The 15,414-nt window shown below is 73.1% G+C and carries 13 protein-coding genes; 5 read left to right on the top strand and 8 right to left on the bottom strand.

Translation table 11 applies throughout. From position 1 onward, the window contains the following. Positions 1-499: 499 nt before the first annotated feature. Entirely contained in the window at positions 500-1,702 is a 1,203-nt protein-coding gene (locus J7I94_RS26570) for an amino acid deaminase/aldolase (protein ID WP_215170792.1), read from the top strand. 1 nt (position 1,703) lies between these two features. On the opposite strand, the gene J7I94_RS26565 is transcribed toward J7I94_RS26570, so the two are convergent. From J7I94_RS26565 to J7I94_RS26555, 3 genes are read right to left on the bottom strand one after another with little or no spacing between them, the layout of a single operon-like run. Further along, entirely contained in the window at positions 1,704-2,486 is a 783-nt protein-coding gene (locus J7I94_RS26565) for a 3-oxoacyl-ACP reductase (RefSeq protein ID WP_215170790.1), read from the bottom strand. Between the two features lie 7 nt (positions 2,487-2,493). Next, positions 2,494-3,876 carry an aldehyde dehydrogenase gene (locus tag J7I94_RS26560; RefSeq protein ID WP_251075781.1) on the bottom strand — a complete coding sequence of 461 codons (1,383 nt, stop codon included), beginning with the start codon at positions 3,874-3,876 and terminating at the stop codon, positions 2,494-2,496. 8 nt (positions 3,877-3,884) lie between these two features. Further along, positions 3,885-5,246, bottom strand: a complete 1,362-nt coding sequence (locus J7I94_RS26555) for a glutamine synthetase family protein (protein ID WP_215170789.1) — start codon at positions 5,244-5,246, stop codon at positions 3,885-3,887. Positions 5,247-5,329: 83 nt separating this feature from the next. Between J7I94_RS26555 and J7I94_RS26550 the strand changes: the two genes are divergently transcribed. Then, complete coding sequence (locus tag J7I94_RS26550; protein WP_215170788.1) at positions 5,330-6,079, top strand: FadR/GntR family transcriptional regulator; 750 nt, start codon at positions 5,330-5,332, stop codon at positions 6,077-6,079. 44 nt (positions 6,080-6,123) lie between these two features. Continuing rightward, complete coding sequence (locus J7I94_RS26545; protein ID WP_215170787.1) at positions 6,124-6,873, top strand: gamma-glutamyl-gamma-aminobutyrate hydrolase family protein; 750 nt, start codon at positions 6,124-6,126, stop codon at positions 6,871-6,873. A 398-nt stretch (positions 6,874-7,271) separates the two neighbouring features. Here J7I94_RS26545 and J7I94_RS39045 read toward each other — a convergent pair whose 3' ends face one another. Continuing rightward, entirely contained in the window at positions 7,272-7,406 is a 135-nt protein-coding gene (locus J7I94_RS39045) for a hypothetical protein (RefSeq protein WP_285442735.1), read from the bottom strand. Between the two features lie 18 nt (positions 7,407-7,424). Then, positions 7,425-8,369, bottom strand: a complete 945-nt coding sequence (locus tag J7I94_RS26540; RefSeq protein WP_215170786.1) for a LysR family transcriptional regulator — start codon at positions 8,367-8,369, stop codon at positions 7,425-7,427. A 70-nt stretch (positions 8,370-8,439) separates the two neighbouring features. On the opposite strand from J7I94_RS26540, the gene J7I94_RS26535 reads away from it, so the two are divergent. Next, entirely contained in the window at positions 8,440-9,555 is a 1,116-nt protein-coding gene (locus J7I94_RS26535; protein WP_215170785.1) for a TDT family transporter, read from the top strand. 34 nt (positions 9,556-9,589) lie between these two features. Here the strand turns inward: J7I94_RS26535 and J7I94_RS26530 are convergent, their stop codons facing one another. The 3 genes from J7I94_RS26530 to J7I94_RS26520 all read right to left on the bottom strand — a co-directional run bounded on the left by J7I94_RS26530 (position 9,590) and on the right by J7I94_RS26520 (position 14,264). After that, a complete protein-coding gene (locus J7I94_RS26530) occupies positions 9,590-10,159 on the bottom strand; it encodes a helix-turn-helix domain-containing protein (RefSeq protein WP_215170784.1) in 570 nt (189 codons plus the stop codon). A gap of 408 nt (positions 10,160-10,567) precedes the next feature. Further along, complete coding sequence (locus J7I94_RS26525) at positions 10,568-13,183, bottom strand: ABC transporter permease/substrate binding protein (protein WP_215170783.1); 2,616 nt, start codon at positions 13,181-13,183, stop codon at positions 10,568-10,570. After that, positions 13,176-14,264, bottom strand: a complete 1,089-nt coding sequence (locus J7I94_RS26520) for a glycine betaine/L-proline ABC transporter ATP-binding protein (protein WP_215170782.1) — start codon at positions 14,262-14,264, stop codon at positions 13,176-13,178. The genes J7I94_RS26525 and J7I94_RS26520 overlap by 8 nt, the downstream gene beginning before the upstream one ends. Before the next feature lie 215 nt (positions 14,265-14,479). On the opposite strand from J7I94_RS26520, the gene J7I94_RS26515 reads away from it, so the two are divergent. Further along, on the top strand, positions 14,480-15,412 hold the full coding sequence (locus J7I94_RS26515; protein WP_215170781.1) for a 5'-3' exonuclease: 933 nt from the start codon (positions 14,480-14,482) through the stop codon (positions 15,410-15,412). Positions 15,413-15,414 lie beyond the last annotated feature (2 nt).

Raw genomic sequence — 15,414 nt, 5'->3', positions numbered from 1 at the left:
CCGGCTGTCCCGTCGCACGGGGGTCCGGCTGACCCGTCGCACGGGGGTCCGGCTGTCCCGTCGCACGAGGGCCCGGCTGTCCCGTCGCACGAGGGCCCGGCTGTCCCGTCGCACGAGGGCCCGGCTGTCCCGTCGCACGGGGGCCCGGTGGGACGGGAGGCTGTGGCGGGACAGGTGGGTGGGGCGGGGGCGGGGGGACGGAGGCACGTCGCGCTTCCGTGCTCATGCACCCCCCGTTTCCTCGTGCCCGTGCCGTCCTCGTCGGCGGGCCGTGTCCTGCTGCCCGGCCCGGCGCGGTCAGGTCCGCCCCGGGCACTTACCCGCACGGCCGGAACACCATCCCGGCGTCGGCGCCGGACCCGTGCCCGAACGCCTCCGACGTGCGTGCGCGTCACTCTACGGCGTGACCCCCTACCGCGGGGAACCAGTACACGCGCCCGCGGCATTGGCCCGGAACGTCCCCCTACCCTGCGGTAATCCGGTCTGGCAGGCTGCCCCCATGACCGCTCGCTCCGCCGACCGGGCCCGCTACGACCGGGCCACCGCCCAGCTCGACGCCCCGGTGGCGATCGTCGACCTGGAGGCGTTCGACGCCAACGCGGACGATCTGCTGCGCCGGGCCGGAGGGAAGCCGGTCCGGGTCGCCAGCAAGTCCGTACGCTGCCGCGCACTGCTCGAACGCGTCCTGACCCGGGACGGTTTCGCGGGCCTGATGTCCTTCACGCTGAACGAGTCGCTGTGGCTGGCGCGCTCCGGTTTCGAGGACGTGCTGCTCGCCTATCCGTCGGCGGACCGCGCCGGATACGCCGAGTTGACCGCCGATCCGAAACTCGCCGCCGCGGTGACGGTGATGATCGACGATCCGGCGCAGCTGGACCTCGTCGACGCGGCGCGCGACGGCGGCCGTGAAGTCGTGCGGGTCTGCCTGGAGTTGGACACGTCGCTGCGGCTGTTCGGCGGGCGGGTACGGGTCGGCGCCCGGCGCTCCCCGCTGCACTCCCCCGCCCAGCTCGCCGATCTGGCGCGGGCGGTGGCCCGGCGGCCCGGGTTCCGGGTCGTGGGGATCATGGCGTACGAGGGTCATGTCGCCGGGGTCGGGGACGCCGTCGCCGGGCGTCCGCTGCGGTCGCGGGCCGTGCGGCTGATGCAGGCCGCCGCCCGCCGGGAGCTGGCCGAGCGCCGTGCTGAGGCGGTGCGCGCGGTCCGGGCCGTCGTGCCGGACCTGGAGTTCGTCAACGGCGGCGGCACGGGCAGTGTGCAGCACACGGCGGCGGAGGACGCGGTCACCGAGATAGCCGCCGGGTCGGGGCTGTACGTACCGCGCCTGTTCGACAACTACACCTCGTTCCGGGGCCGTCCGGCGGCGCTGTTCGCCCTGCCCGTCGTACGGCGGCCGGGCGTGGGCGTGGTGACGGTGCTCGGCGGCGGCTATCCGGCCTCCGGCGCGCCCGGTGCCGACCGGCTGCCGGTGCCGTACCTGCCCGAGGGGCTGCGCTACGACGGCCAGGAGGGCGCCGGTGAGGTGCAGACGCCGCTGCTCGGCTCCCCGGCCGACGATCTGCTGATCGGCGACAAGGTGTGGTTCCGGCACGCCAAGGCCGGGGAGCTGTGCGAGCGGTTCGACGCGCTGCACCTCGTCGAGGGGGACGTGGTGACGGCGACCGTGCCGACGTACCGGGGCGAGGGGCACGCCTTCCTGTGATCTACAGGGGCGTGACGTACGCGCCCGAGATCCCGCCGTCCACCAGGAAGTCGGTGGCGTTGACGAAGGAGGAGTCGTCGCTGGCCAGGAAGGCCACGGCGGCGGCGATCTCCTCGGCCTCGGCGAACCGGCCGACGGGGATGTGCACCAGGCGGCGCGCGGCCCGCTCGGGGTCCTTGGCGAACAGCTCCTGGAGCAGCGGGGTGTTGACGGGGCCGGGGCACAGGGCGTTGACCCGGATGCCCTCCCGCGCGAACTGCACGCCCAGTTCCCGGGACATGGCCAGCACCCCGCCCTTGGAGGCGGTGTACGAGATCTGCGAGGTGGCCGCGCCCATCCGGGCCACGAAGGACGCGGTGTTGATGATGGAGCCCTTGCCCTGGCGCCGCATGTAGGGGATGGCGGCCTTGCAGCACAGGTAGACGGAGGTGAGGTTGACCTCCTGGACGCGCTTCCACGCCTCCAGGCCGGTCTCCAGGATGGAGTCGTCGTCGGGCGGTGAGATCCCGGCGTTGTTGAAGGCGACGTCGACGCTGCCGTAGGTGTCGTACGCCGTCCTGAACAGCGCCTCGACCTGCTCGGGGTCGGTGACGTCGACCTGGACGAAGAGGCCGCCGGTCTCCTCGGCCGCCGCCTTGCCGCGGGTCTCGTCGACGTCGGCGCAGACGACGTGGGCGCCTTCGGCGGCGAGCCGGCGGGCGGTGGCGAGGCCGATGCCGCTGCCGGCTCCGGTGACGACGGCGGTACGGCCGACCAGGCGGCGGCAGATGATGTCCTCGGTCATGGTCGGTTCAGGCCTCCGTGCTGAGGAAGACGTTCTTGGTCTCGGTGAAGGCGGCCAGCGCGTCCGGACCCAGCTCGCGGCCGATGCCGGACTGTTTGAAGCCGCCGAACGGGGTCCAGTAGCGGACGCTGGAGTGCGAGTTGACGGACAGGTTCCCGGCGCGGACGGCGGACGACACGCGCAGGGCGCGGCCGATGTCGCGGGTCCAGACGGAGCCGGACAGGCCGTGGTCGATGTCGTTGGCGAGCGCCACGGCCTCGGCCTCGTCCTCGAAGGGCAGGACGACGGCGACGGGGCCGAAGACCTCCTCGACGGCCACCCGCGCGTGCGGGTCGACGCCGGTGAGGACGGTGGGCGGGTACCAGTAGCCGGGGCCGTCGGGGGCCTTGCCGCGGATGCCGTCGGCGTCCTCGGGGACGTAGGAGCGGACGCGGTCCAGCTGGGCGGCGGAGATCAGTGGACCCATGCCGGTGCGCTCGTCGGCCGGGTCGCCGACGACGACCGACTCGACGGCGGGGGCGAGGAGGTCCAGGAAACGGTCGTACACGCGGCGTTGGACGAGGATGCGGGTGCGGGCGCAGCAGTCCTGACCGGCGTTGTCGAGGAAGGACATCGGGGCAGCGGCGGCGGCCGCTTCGATGTCGGCGTCGGCGAAGACGATGTTGGGGCTCTTGCCCCCGAGTTCGAGGGTGACGCGCTTGAGGCGGGCCGCGCTGCGGGCCAGTACCGCCTTGCCCACCGCCGTCGACCCGGTGAAGACGATCTTCGCGACGTCCGGGTGCTCGACGAGGGCGTGTCCGGCGATCGGGCCGCGGCCGGGCAGGACCTGGAAGAGGTGCTCGGGGAGACCGGCGTCCAGGGCGAGTCCGGCCAGGCGCAGGGCGGTCAGCGGGGTCGTCTCGGCGGGTTTGAGGAGGACCGCGTTGCCGGCGGCGAGCGCGGGGGCGGTGCCCCAGGCGGCGATCGGCATCGGGAAGTTCCAGGGGGCGATGACGCCGACCACGCCGAGCGGTTCGAGGATCGTGACGTCGAGGCCGCCCGCCACCGGGATCTGCCGCCCCGTCAACCGTTCCACTCCCCCGGCCGCGTAGTCGAGCAGGTCGCGGACGTTGCCCGCCTCCCAGCGGGCGCCCGCGAGCGTGTGCCCGGCCTCGCGGACCTCCAGGCGGGCCAGCTCCTCCAGGTGCTCGTCGACCGTGACGGCGAACCGGCGCAGCAGCCGGGCGCGGTCGCCGGGCGCGAGGGCGGCCCAGCGTTCCTGGGCCCGTACGGCGCGGGCGACGGCGGCGTCGACGTCGGCGGCGGAGGCGGCGGGGACGGTGGCAAGGGTCTCCTCGGTCGCCGGGTTGAGTACGCGCAGTTCGTCGGAGAGCTCGGACAGCTCGGACAACGGGGGCCTCACATGCGTTCGAAGGAGCGGCGCAGCTCCCAGTCGGTGACCGCGGCGTCGAAGGCGTCCAGTTCGACGCGTGCCATGGTGCGGTAGTGGTCGACGACCTCGTCGCCGAAGGCGGCGCGGGCCAGAGGGCTGTCCTCCCAGAGGGCGGCGGCCTCGCGCAGGGTGGTCGGGACGTGGGCGAAGCCCGCGGTGTAGGCGTTGCCGGGGCAGGGCTCGGGCAGTTCGAGTTCCCGCTCCACGCCGTGCAGACCGGCCGCGATCATGCCGGCGACCGCGAGGTAGGGGTTGACGTCGCCGCCGGGGAGGCGGTTCTCGAAGCGCAGGGAGCGGCCGTGGCCGACCACGCGCAGCGCGCAGGTGCGGTTGTCGTGGCCCCAGGCGACGGCGGTCGGGGCGAAGGAGCCGGGCTGGAACCGCTTGTAGGAGTTGATGTGGGGGGCGTAGAGGAGGGAGAAGTCGCGCAGGGCGGCCAGTTGGCCGGCGAGGAAGTGCCGCATGAGCGGGGACATGCCGCCGTCCGGGCCGGGCATGGCGCTGGTGCCGTCCTCGCCGGTGAGCGAGAGGTGGATGTGGCAGGAGTTGCCCTCGCGCTCGTCGTACTTGGCCATGAAGGTGAGGGAGACACCCTCCTGGGCGGCGATCTCCTTGGCGCCGGTCTTGTAGAGGGCGTGCTGGTCGCAGGTGACCAGGGCCTCGTCGTAGCGGAAGGTGATCTCGTGCTGGCCGGGGTTGCACTCGCCCTTGGCGGACTCGACGGTGAGGCCGGCGCCGGCCATCTCGTTGCGGATGCGGCGCAGCAGGGGCTCGACGCGGCCGGTGCCGAGTACGGAGTAGTCGACGTTGTACTGGTTGACCGGGGTGAGGCCGCGGTAGTTGGCGTCCCAGGCCGCCTCGTAGGTGTCCTTGAAGACGATGAACTCCAGCTCGGTGCCGACCTGGGCGGTCAGACCGTGCTCTGCGAGGCGGGCGAGCTGGCTGCGCAGGATCTGGCGCGGGGCGGCCACCACCGGGGAGCCGTCCTCCCAGGCGAGGTCGGCGTGGACGAACGCGGTGCCGGGGTGCCAGGGGATGCGGCGCAGGGTGGTCAGGTCCGGGCGCAGGGCGAAGTCGCCGTAGCCGCGGTCCCAGGAGGACATCGCGTAGCCGTCGACGGTGTTCATCTCGGCGTCGACGGCGAGGAGGTAGGTGCAGCCCTCGGTGCCGTGGTGCAGTACCTCGTCGAGGAAGAAGCGGGCGGCGAACCGCTTGCCCTGGAGCCGCCCCTGCATGTCCGGGAAGGCCAGGACGACGGTGTCGATCTCGCCGCCGGCGACGAGGGCGTGCAGTTCCTCGACACCGAGCGGGGGTGTGCGGTCTGCCACGGAGGGCTCCTCGGGCTTCCTTGTCGGGCCGGGAGCCATAAGGTATTGCGCAGGACCATTGGTTGGGAAGGGGGCACGGCCGTATGCCGGAGGAGGGGAGCGGGGCCGGCGCCGGGGGTGCGGTGGCGGACCGGCTGGCCGCGGTGCTCCGGCCGGTGCGCGCGGGCAACGGCTTCGAGGAGGCGCTGGAGCAGATCCTCCAGGTCGTGCGGCTGGGCCTGGTACCGGCGGGCGGACGGCTGCCGGCCGAGCGGGAGCTGGCGGAGCGGCTCGGGATCAGCCGGGTGACGCTGCGCGAGGTGCTGCGGGTGCTGCACGACCAGGGGCTGGTGGAGGCGCGGCGGGGGCGGTACGGCGGGACGTTCGTGCTGCCCCGTCCGGACACCGGCGGCGAGGACGAGCTGCGGCGCCGGGTCGCCGAGGTCGACATCGAGGACGTGCTGCGCTACCGGGAGGTGCTGGAGGTGGGCGCGGCCGGGCTGTGCGCGGCGCACGGGCTGGCCGGGGAGCGGGCGGAGCGGCTGCGGGCGGCGCTGGCCCGCACGCACGACGCGCCGCTGGCCGAGTACCGCCGGGTGGACACGCTGCTCCACCTCACCCTCGCCGAGTTGTCCGGGTCGCCGTCGCTGGCCGGGCAGTACGCGGCGGTGCGGGCGAGCGTGAACGGACTGCTGGACTGCATCCCGCTGCTGGTGCGCAACCTGGAGCACTCGCAGCAGCAGCACACCGCGCTGGTGACGGCGGTGCTGGACGGGGACGCGGACGGGGCGCGGGCGGTGATGCGGGAGCACTGCGCGGGGACGGCGGCGCTGCTGCGGGGGTTCCTGGCGTGAGCGCCGCGCAAAGGTTCGATATGGATCCATTGACGGGAGGGCGGATGCCGGACAGGCCGCTGATCGGTGTCAGCACGTACCTGGAGCAGCAGGTGCGCTGGGGAGTGTGGGAGATGGCGGCGGCGTTGCTGCCGACCGGGTATCCGCAGCTGGTGCAGCGGGCGGGCGGACTGGCGGCGATGCTGCCGCCGGACGCGCCGGAGCACGCCGCGGCGGCCGTGGCCCGGCTGGACGGCCTGGTCATCGCGGGCGGCCCGGACGTGGAACCGGCCCGCTACGGCGCCGACCGCCATCCGCGCACCGGCCCGCCCGCCCGGGCCCGGGACGCCTGGGAACTGGCCCTGATCGAGGCGGCCCTCGCCGCCCGCCTGCCGCTGCTGGGCATCTGCCGCGGCATGCAGCTGCTGAACGTGGCCCTCGGCGGCACGCTCGTCCAGCACCTCGACGGGCACGCCGAGGTGGTGGGCGTGTTCGGCGGCCACCCGGTGGTGCCGGTGCCCGGCACGCGGTACGCCGGCATCGTGCCGGAGACGATGTCCGTGCCGACGTACCACCACCAGGCGGTGGACCGGCTCGGCGCGGGCCTGATCCCGTCGGCGCGCGCCGCCGACGGCACGGTGGAGGCGGTGGAGCTGCCCGCCGCCGACGGGTGGGTGCTGGGGGTGCAGTGGCATCCGGAGATGGGCGAGGACGTACGGGTGATGCGGGCCCTGGTGGAGGCCGCGGGGCAGCGGGGGGCGGGGGGTGGCGTGCCGGACGCCGCCCGTCAGGAGGTGGCGGCGGGCAGGCGGTGACATGCGCAGCCCGGCGGGCATGTCGAGGTCGGCGAAACTCGCCGCGGCCGGCAGCGCCGGGGTGGTCGTCTCGGGCAGCGCGAACTCGCCCTGGCGTGCGGCGCGCCGGCGGCTCGGGGCCGACGAACGGAACCGCCGGAAACCGCCCGGCAGGAGGGGGGCGGCGGGCAGGCGGTGACATGCCGGAGACCGCCCGGCAGCACGCGGCCGGCAAACCGTGACGCACCAGAGACCGCCCGGCAACAGCACGCGGCCCGCGGGCGGTGACGCACCGGAAACCGCCCGGCAGCAACACGCGGCCACCAGGCCACGACGCACCGGCGCTCGGCGCCCCCAGCCGCACGTCCCGGTGCCTGCATGGGCTCCCGGCCGACACCCAGGTCCGCCACACGGGCCGATCACGCCGATGTGCTCGTCGCCCCGATGCCCGTCGACCCGATGCCCGTCGACCCGATGCCCGTCGACCCGGTACCCGTCGGCCCCATGCCGTCACCGTGCAGGAACGCCGCCCCCACCTCCGCGTACGCGGCCATGCGGCCACGCCCCCGCGCTCACCCCCGCGTCAACGACAGCAACTGCCGCGCCGGCCCCGTCGGCCGGTGCCCCGTCGGCCACACGGCCCGCAGGTCGCGGGCGAGGGAGACGTCCTCGACCGGTACCCGGACCAGGCGCCGCATCGCCAGTTCCTCGCCCACGGCCAGTTCACTGAGGACCGCCGGACCGGCGCCGCCGACCGCGGCGGCCTTCACCGCGGTGGTGGACGACAGCTCGATCAGCGGAGGGGCCAGTCCGCCCAGCGCGGCGTCCAGCACCTGCCGGGTGCCCGACCCCTTCTCCCGCAGGATCAGCGGCGTCACGGCCAGCTCGCGGGCGGCCAGCGGACGGCGGCGGCGTGCCCAGGGGTGCCCCGGCGCGGTGACCACGATCAGCCGGTCGTGGGCGATGACCGCCGAGTCCAGCCCGGCCGGCACGCTCACCCCCTCCACGAACCCCAGGTCGACCTCGCCGGCCAGCAGCCGCCGCGCCACCACCGACGAGTTCCCGGCGAGCAGCGACACCGCCGTGTCCGGGCGCTGCGCGCGCAGCGCGACCAGCCAGCCGGGCAGCAGGTACTCCGCGATGGTCATGCTCGCCGCCACCCGCAGCCGGGAGTCCCGCCGGTCCCGCAGCGCCTGCGCCCCCGCGTCGAACGCCTCCGCCGCCTCCACGATCCGCCGTGCCCAGTCGGTGACCAGCGCGCCGGCGTCGGTGAGCCGGGAGCCGCGCGGCGACCGGTCCACCAGGGCGACGCCCAGCTGGCGCTCCATCGACCGGACGCGGCTGCTGGCCGCCGGCTGGCTGATGCCCAGTTCCCGCGCCGCCCCGCCGAGGCTGCCCAGCCGGGCCACCGCCAGCAGCAGTTCCAGGGCGCCCAGGTCCGGCACCCGGTGTGCCAGCGGCGCCGCGCGCGTCGGCCCCGACGCGTCACCGGAACCCTCATTCTCCGTACCGCTCATAACTCCAGCTTATGTCCTCATAGGACCATGCTCCCTGGTCAGCTCGGTTCCGCGGCAGGACCGTGGGGACATGGTCACCGCAGTCCGCCCGCGCCCCCGGCCCACCCCGACCGCTCTCCGCCACCCGGCCCTGCGCCACCTCGGCCCCCACTGGTACGCCTGCGTCATGGGCACCGCCGTCGTCGCCTCCGCCGGGGCCGGACTCCCCTGGCAGCCGCCGGGACTGCGCGCCGCCTGCGCCGCCGTCTGGGCCCTCTCCCTGTTCCTGCTGGTGACCCTGCTCGCCGCCCGGGCCCTGCACTGGCGCCACCACCCCGACCAGGCCCGCGCCCACCTCCTCGACCCGGCGGCGGCCCCGTTCTACGGCTGTCTGGCGATGGCGCTGCTGTCGGTGGGCGGCGGCGCGCTCACCGTCGGCCGGGACTGGATCGGCGTGCCGGCGGCGGTGGCCCTGGACGCCGTGCTGTTCACCGCCGGTACGGCCGTCGGGCTGGCGGCGGCCGTCGTCGTCCCGTACCTGATGGCCGTACGCCACGAGATCGCCCCGGGACAGGCCGCCCCCGCGTGGCTGCTGCCGCTCGTCGCGCCGATGGTGTCGGCCGCGCTGGGCCCGGCGCTGGTGCCGCACCTGCCCGCCGGGCAGCCGCGCGAGACCCTGCTCCTGGGCTGTCTGGCGCTGTTCGGGGCGAGCCTGCTCGCGACCCTGCTGATGCTGCCGCTGGTCTTCGCCCGGCTGCTCACCGGCGACCCGCTGCCGCCTGCCCTGACCCCGACCCTGTTCCTGGTCCTCGGCCCGCTGGGCCAGTCCACCACCGCCGTCGGCAACGTCGCGGACGTCGCCCCCGGCGTCCTCCCCGCCCCCTACGCCGAGAACCTCACCGTGCCGGCCGTCCTCTACGGCGTCCCGGTCATGGGCTTCGCCCTGCTGTGGCTGGCCCTGGCCGCGGCGCACGTGGTCCGGGCCCGGCGGCACGGCCTGCGGTTCTCGATGACGTGGTGGTCGTTCACCTTCCCGGTCGGCACCTGCGTCACCGGCGCCACGGCGCTGTCCCGGCACACCGGTCTCGCCGTCTACGAGGGTCTCGCCCTGCTCCTGTACGGGGTCCTGGTCACCGCCTGGGCCGTGGCGGCCGTGGGGACGGCGCGCGGGGTGGCCGGCGGCCGGCTGCTCGCGGCGCCCCGGTGACACCGCCGCGACACCACCACGGGCGCCGGGCCGCTCACCGGCGCGACCGGCCCCGTACCGCCTCGATGTGCTCCGCGACCGCCACGACGAGCAGCCGGGTGTCGGGGACCGTGGCCCGCCAGCGGTGCCGGACCCCTCCGGTGAGGTACAGCGTGTCGCCCCGGCCCAGCCGGTAGGCGCGGCCCTCCGCCTCGATCTCGACGGCACCCTCGGCGACGTACATCAACTGGTCGTTGCGGTACTGCAGTTCCCGGCCGGCGTCGTGGTCGCCGGTGAACTCCGAGGCGTGCATCTGGTGGTGTCCGCGCACCAGCGAGCGCACCCGGGGACCGGACTCCGGCTCCCCGTCCTCGGCCCGGACCACGTCCACGCTGCACGCCGGGTCGGCGGCGGCGAGCAGTTCCACGGCGGTGGTGCGCAGCGCGTCGGCGACCTTCTCCAGGGAGGCGGTGCTGGGCCGGGCCCGGTCGTTCTCGATCTGGCTGAGGAAGGGCACCGACAGGCCGCTGCGCTCGGCCACGACGGCGAGAGTGAGGTCCAGCGCGCGGCGCCGCCGCCGGACGGCCGCGCCCACCCGAAGGGGCTGCTCTTTGTGGTCGCCCATCGCTCCGGCTCCCTCCTTCACCCGTCGTGTCCATCGTGCCGCCCCGGTGCCGTTTCCCGGGCGCGGTCCCTTTGATGAGTTGTCTGCACCCTACGCATGTTCGGCAAACCGTTTCATGCGGCCGTCACATCGATGTCACGTCCGGGTGGCAGGGACCCATCGGTTCGCGCCAGGAACCGGGTCCCCGGTACGCGCCGTTCTCCCCGTTCTCCTGGCGGGGTTCCGCCCCGTATTCCCCGCCCCGGGCGCGGCCGGGGGTGCGGCTCGGGCGGGTGCGTAGCGCTCCGTGGTTGTCCGAATCCTTACCGTGTCACCGCCCCGGAGTCCGGGACGACCGGAAGGGGCGGGCCGCCCGCGCCGGTCGGCGCGTGGGCGGCCCGCCCCTTCCGGTGGCGGTCGCGCTGGCGGCTACGCGGCGGTCATCCGCTCCGCGACCTCGGGGTTCTCCTTGATCCAGGCGGCCACCGCTTCCTCCTCGTGGCCCTGGCCCCGGTCCTTGATCTCGCTCTCCAGGCTGCCGAGCTCGTCCTCGCTCATCCTGAAGTTCTTGATCCACTCAGTGAGCTGCGGGTACTGCTCGGGGAACTCCTTGCTGGCGATCGTGTGGATCGTGTTGTTCTCGCCCCAGAGCTTCCTCGGGTCCTTGAGCTTGGTCAGCTCGTAGTCGCTGTACGCCCAGTGCGGCGACCACAGGACCACCGCGACGGGCTCCTCCTTGGCGATGGCCCGCTTCAGCTCGGCCAGCATCGCCGGAGTGGAGCCGTCGACGACCTCGTACTCGTCGTCCAGGCCGTAGCCCGGCAGGACATCGTTCTTGAGCAGGTTCATCTCGCCGGTGCCCGGCTCGATGCCGATGATCTTCCCGTCGAAGAGGTCGGCCTTGCCCTTGAGGTCGGCCATCGACTCGACGCCCTTGACGTAACTGGGCACCGCGACCTCCAGCGAGGTCGGTTCGTACCAGGTGCCCAGGTCCGTGAGGTCGTCCTTGCTCTTCTCCCAGAAGTTGGCCTGGGCGTGCGGCAGCCACGCGTCGAAGTTGAGGTCCAGGTCACCGGAGGCCAGACCGGTGTAGACCGGGCCGACGTCCATCTGCTTGGTGTTGATCCGGTAGCCGCGCTTCTCCAGGACGTTCTTCCAGAGGTAGGTGATGGCCACGTCCTCTTCCCACGGGAACCAGGCCACGTCCAGCGCGCGCTCGGCCTCCGCCGGGGTGGAGCCGGCGCCGGACGCGACCGGGGCCAGCTCGTCGACCAGGCCGGGGTTGTCCTTCAGCCAGGTCTTCACGGCGTCCTGCTGCTTGCCCTTGCCGGACTTGTTGATCTCGGCTTCGAGGCTGGTGAGCTGCTCTTCCGTCAGCTTGAAGTCCTTCAGCCACCCGGCGACCGTCGGGTCGTCGCCGGCGAAGCCCTTGCGGGAGAGCGTGTGCACGCCGTCGCCCTGGCCCCAGGCGCCCTTCGGGTCCTTCAGCTTCTTGAGGTCGTAGTCGTTGTACGCCCAGTGCGGCGACCACAGCGGAACCACGATCGGCTCCTTCTTGCTGATGGCCCGCTTCAGCTCGGCCAGCATCGCCGGGGTGGAGCTGTCGACGACCTTGTACTCCTTGTCCAGGCCGTACGCCTTGAGGACCGTGCTCTTCAGCATGGCCGTCTCACCGGCGCTGGACTCGATGCCGGTGATCTCGCCGCCGAAGAGGTCGCCCTTGCCCTTGAGGTCGGCGAGGGTGTCGATGTCCTCCATGTACGCCGGGACGGTCAGTTCCAGCGACGTCTTGTCGTACCAGGCGCCGAGGTCGTCGAGCTTGCTGCCGTACTTCTTCCAGTACTGCGCGTGGGTGGTCGGCAGCCAGGCGTTGGTGACGATGTCGATGTCGCCCTGCGCGAGGGAGGTGTAGAGCGGTCCGGCGTCGAACTGCTCGGCCTCCACCTGGTAGCCGCGCTCCTCCAGGATCTCCTTCCACAGGAAGGTGGAGGCGACGCCCTCGTCCCAGGGGACGTAGCCGAGGGTGACCTTCTTGCCCTGGCCGACGTTCTTGCCGTCCGCGACGGCCTCGGAGTCGCCGGAGCCGCCGAACATGCCCATGCCGCCGGCCACCAGGGCCAGGATCACGACGCCGACGACGGCGACCTGCGGGCGGGGCCGGTAGGACCAGATCTTCAGGCCGTGCAGCGCGCGGGCCCGGGCGGCGGCACGTCGGCCCAGCGGGGAGACCTGGGTGCCCAGGGCGCTGGTCATGCGGTCGAGGTAGATCGCCAGGATCACGATGGCCACGCCGGCCTCGGAGCCGAGGCCCACGTTGAGCTGGCCGATGGCCTCGTTGACGTCGCCGCCGAGGCCGCCGGTGCCGACCATGCCGGCGATCGCGGCCATCGACAGGCCGAGCATGATGACCTGGTTGACGCCCGCCATCACGGTGGGCAGGGCGAGGGGGAGCTGTACGCGCAGCAGGGTGTTGCGGGGCGTGGTGCCGAACGCCTCGGCCGCCTCGACCAGTTCCTTGTCGACCTGCCGGATGCCCAGCTCGGTCATGCGCACGCCGGGGGCGAGCGCGAAGATCAGGGTGGCCACGATGCCCGCGGAGGCGCCGGTGCCGAAGAACAGGATGGCCGGGATGAGGTAGATCATCGCGGGCAGCGTCTGCATGAAGTCGAGGACCGGCCGCACCACCGCGCTGACCCGGTCCGAGCGGGCCGCCCAGATGCCCACGGGCACGGCGACGACCAGCGCGATGAGGGTGGCGACGAGCACCAGCGACAGGGTGATCATCGCGTTCTCCCACAGTTCGAGGGAGTCGATGAACGCGAACCCGGCGAACGTGAGGACACCGGCGAGCGTGCCGCGCAGCCAGAAGGCGATCACCGCGAAGATTCCGGCGAGCAGCAGCGGCTCGGGCGCCTGGAGAACGGCATTGATGCCGTCGTAGGTGCCGGTGAAGACGGTCTTGAAGAAGTCGAAGAGCCAGGCCACGTGGTCGAGCAGCCAGTCGACCGCGTGGTTGACCCAGGTACCGAGCGGGATCCTAGGCACTGGCCATCACCTTCTCGCCGCCCTTGTCCCGCGGGGAGTCGCAGACCCCGGGGTCGGCCTCCTCGTCCCCGAGGAAGCCGATGAGACGCTGCCGCGGCACGACACCGACGAGCACTCCGTCGCCGTTCAGCACGGCCACGGGGTGCGGCACCCGCGCGCTGATCGCGCACAGGTCGGTGAACGACGTGTCGGGCGTGGCGGTCTCGCAGCCGCAGTCGGCCTCGTCGCCGCGCGTCTCGGTGTCCATGACCGCGCCGGCGGTGAGCACCCGGGAGCGGTCGACGTCCTGGGTGAAGGAGGCGACGTAGTCGTTGGCGGGGCGGATGAGGATGTCCTGCGCGGTGCCGATCTGCACGATCCGGCCGTCGCGCATCACGGCGATGCGGTCGCCCAGGCGCATGGCCTCGTTGAGGTCGTGGGTGATGAAGACGATGGTCTTCTGCAGCGTCTTCTGCAGTTCCAGGAGCTGGTCCTGCATGTCGCGCCGGATCAGCGGGTCGAGGGCGCTGAAGGACTCGTCCATCAGCAGCAGGTCGGCGTCGGTGGCGAGTGCGCGGGCCAGGCCCACGCGCTGCTGCATACCGCCGGACAGCTCGTCGGGCCAGGACTTCTCCCAGCCGGCCAGGCCGCACAGGGCGAGCGCCTCGTCGGCGCGGCGTTCGCGCTCGGCGCGGGGCACGCCCTGCACTTCCAGACCGTAGGCGGCGTTGTCGCGGACACTGCGGTGCGGGAAGAGCGCGAAGTGCTGGAAGACCATGCTGATCTTCTTGGAGCGGACCTCGCGCAGCCCCCGGTCACCCAGCTCCGTCAGGTCGTCGCCGCCGAAGCGGACGTGTCCGTCGGTCGGCTCCAGCAGGCCGTTGAGCATGCGCAGCAGCGTGGACTTGCCGGACCCGGACAGGCCCATGACGACGAAGATCTCGCCCGGTTCGACGGTGAAGGACGCGTCGATGACGGCGGCCGTGGTGCCGTCGGCCCGCAGTTCCTCCCGTTCCGCTCCCTGGCGCAGTCGTTCGACTGCCTGGTCGGGTTTTCTGCCGAACACCTTGTAAAGGTGCTCGGCCTCAAGCCTGGCTGACACGCTTACCTCTTGCCTCGGGAACAGGGACGGAATCCGAAGACTGGCTAACAGTTGCTTTTTTCAACCAGCTTGGGTTCGGCAGCGCACCTGCCCTGATCCTTATCGGCCAAACACAAGTGTGATCTGCTTCACTTCCAGGGCACGTGTCAGTCACGGTACGTACACTCCCGGCCCCTCCGGGGCGGCCTCGGACCGCCCCCGCCCGGCCCTGCGGCATGATGCGGTGCGTGACCGGACGACTCATGCTCCTCGACACCGCCTCCCTCTACTTCCGGGCCTACTTCGGCGTCCCGGACTCCGTCAAGGCCCCCGACGGCTCGCCGGTGAACGCCGTGCGCGGACTGCTCGACTTCATCGACCGGCTGGTGAAGGACCACCGGCCGGATCAGCTGGTGGCCTGTATGGACGCCGACTGGCGCCCGGCGTGGCGGGTGGAGCTGATCCCCTCCTACAAGGCCCACCGCGTCGCCGCCGAGCGCCCGGCGGGACCGGACGTGGAAGAGGTGCCCGACACGCTCTCCCCGCAGGTCCCGGTGATCGAGGCCGTCCTCGACGCCCTCGGCATCGCCCGCGTCGGCGTCCCGGAGTACGAGGCGGACGACGTGATCGGCACCTTCACCGCACGCGCGGACGGCCCGGTCGACATCGTCACCGGCGACCGCGACCTCTACCAGCTGGTCGACGACGCCCGCGGTGTGCGCGTGCTGTACCCGCTCAAGGGCGTCGGCACCCTCCAGCTCACCGACGAGGCGCTGCTGCGCGAGAAGTACGGCGTCGACGGCCGCGGTTACGCCGACCTGGCCCTGCTGCGCGGCGACCCGAGCGACGGTCTGCCCGGGGTGCCCGGCGTGGGCGAGAAGACCGCGGCCAAGCTGCTCGCCCAGTTCGGCGACCTGGCCGGCATCCTCGCCGCGGTCGACGACCCCGGCGCCAAGCTCACCCCCGCCCAGCGCAGGCGGCTCGACGAGGCCCGGCCGTATCTGGCGGTGGCCCCGAAGGTGGTCCGGGTCGCGGACGACGTCCCGCTGCCCGACGTCCCCACCGCGCTGCCGCACGGCCCCCGCGACCCGCGGCTCCTGGACGAACTGGCGACCCGCTGGGGCCTGGGCGGATCACTGCAACGACTCTTGACCACACTCGGCGCCTGACC

Source organism: Streptomyces sp. ISL-12, assembly GCF_018614415.1.
Taxonomy (GTDB): Bacteria; Actinomycetota; Actinomycetes; order Streptomycetales; family Streptomycetaceae; genus Streptomyces.
Note: the sequence above shows the minus strand (reverse complement) of the source record. Positions and strands in the feature narration are given on the sequence as shown.

Excerpts from the sequence above, each read along its gene's own strand:
- J7I94_RS26540 (WP_215170786.1), bottom strand. The coding sequence starts at position 8,369 with ATGAGCGGTACGGAGAATGAGGGTTCCGGTGACGCGTCGGGGCCGACG.
- J7I94_RS26515 (WP_215170781.1), top strand. The coding sequence starts at position 14,480 with ATGATGCGGTGCGTGACCGGACGACTCATGCTCCTCGACACCGCCTCC.
- J7I94_RS26550 (WP_215170788.1), top strand. The coding sequence starts at position 5,330 with ATGCCGGAGGAGGGGAGCGGGGCCGGCGCCGGGGGTGCGGTGGCGGAC.
- J7I94_RS26570 (WP_215170792.1), top strand. The coding sequence starts at position 500 with ATGACCGCTCGCTCCGCCGACCGGGCCCGCTACGACCGGGCCACCGCC.
- J7I94_RS26535 (WP_215170785.1), top strand. The coding sequence starts at position 8,440 with ATGGTCACCGCAGTCCGCCCGCGCCCCCGGCCCACCCCGACCGCTCTC.
- J7I94_RS26530 (WP_215170784.1), bottom strand. The coding sequence starts at position 10,159 with ATGGGCGACCACAAAGAGCAGCCCCTTCGGGTGGGCGCGGCCGTCCGG.
- J7I94_RS26565 (WP_215170790.1), bottom strand. The coding sequence starts at position 2,486 with ATGACCGAGGACATCATCTGCCGCCGCCTGGTCGGCCGTACCGCCGTC.
- J7I94_RS26545 (WP_215170787.1), top strand. The coding sequence starts at position 6,124 with ATGCCGGACAGGCCGCTGATCGGTGTCAGCACGTACCTGGAGCAGCAG.
- J7I94_RS39045 (WP_285442735.1), bottom strand. The coding sequence starts at position 7,406 with ATGGCCGCGTACGCGGAGGTGGGGGCGGCGTTCCTGCACGGTGACGGC.